Genomic DNA, 1,361 nt, shown 5'->3' on the forward strand with positions numbered 1-1,361 from the left:
ATAGCCACGTGCCAAGCCCGCCCCGCCGATGTGCAGTTCTCCAGGAATGCCGATCCCACAGGGCTGGCCGCAGGGATCGAGAACCCGCACCGTCGTCCTCGCGATCGGGCGTCCGATGGGCACCGCGCCAGGGCCGACATGGGTTGCCGCAGCCATGGGGTGGCATGAGGTGAAGGTGGTGCTTTCACTCGGGCCGTAGCCATTGATGAGCTCATGGCCGGGCGGGAAGCGGTCGAGCAGGGCCCGCACGGGCTGCAGGCCGAGCACTTCTCCACCGGCCAGCACCTGCCGCACCCCCGCCAGCGCGTCCAGCTCGCTCTCCACCAGCGATTCAAACAACCGTGCTGTGAGGAACATGGTGGTGATCCCACGGCTCTGCAGCAAGGCCGCCAGGTCCATCAGGGCCAGCCTCCCTGGAGGCGCCAGCACCACCCTGCCGCCGTTGAGCAACGGTCCCCAGATCTCGAAGGTGGCTGCATCGAAAGCCAGCGGTGCCAGCTGCAGCACCGCGCTGCCCGCAGCGAGATGAAAGCCATTGACCGGATCCACCAGGCGCACGATGGCTCTGTGGGACACCGCCACGCCTTTGGGTACGCCCGTGGAGCCCGAGGTGTAGACCACGTAGGCCAGAGGTGAGTCTGAACTTGGAGCAGGCTTGTCTGAGCCCGGTCGGACTCGGCTCAGCCCCTCCCGGTTGATCAACACCTCGCAGCCCGCCTCGCTGAGCAGCCGGCGCTTCCGTTCCGCCGGCCAATCCGTTTCCAGCGGCAGATAGGCACCACCGGCCTTCAAAATGGCCAGCAGCGCCACAATCAGCTCCGCCGATCGCTCCAGGCTCAGCGCCACGATCGACTCAGCTTCCACACCAAGGGAAATCAGCTGTGCCGCCAGCGCGGTGGCGCGTTCATCCAACTCCGCATAGCTCAGCTCCTGCTCCTCATACACAAGGGCGATGGCATCGGGCGTGCGCTTCACCTGCTGCTGGAACAGCTCATGCACACAAAGATCAGGCTGCTCGCTCTCGGGGCCCTGCTGCCAGCTCTCGATCAGCTTCAGCTCTGCCTCGGGCAGCAATGTGGCTGCCGAGGCTGGCGCATCAGGAGTTCGTGAAGCCGATCTGAGCAACACCTCCAGGTGGTTGCTCAAACGCTCAATCTGCTCGAATTCATAGAGATCACTGGCATAACCGATCAAACCGCTCAGGCCCTGATCCGCCGGGCGGCTGAACTGGAACGACAGATCAAACTTTGAGACATCACGCGTGCTTGAAAGCGCCTCTAGCTCCAATCCTTCAAGACTGTTCAGGGAGGAATCCGGCAGCTCCAGCAGCTGCACCATCACCTGCACCAGCGGGTTCCGGC

At 64.1% G+C, this 1,361-nt stretch carries 1 protein-coding gene and 1 pseudogene; both read right to left on the reverse strand.

The window, feature by feature from the left end; all coding sequences use genetic code 11:
• On the reverse strand, positions 1-1,074 hold a 1,074-nt coding region (locus tag ACWJIO_RS13830), incomplete at its 3' end, for an AMP-binding protein (RefSeq protein ID WP_480314374.1).
• Between the two features lie 36 nt (positions 1,075-1,110).
• Positions 1,111-1,338, reverse strand: a pseudogene (locus tag ACWJIO_RS13835) (hypothetical protein); the annotation flags it as partial.
• Between the last annotated feature and the right edge of the window lie 23 nt (positions 1,339-1,361).

The sequence above is a fragment of the Paraciimarium castrense LEGE 11436 genome (genome assembly GCF_056633055.1).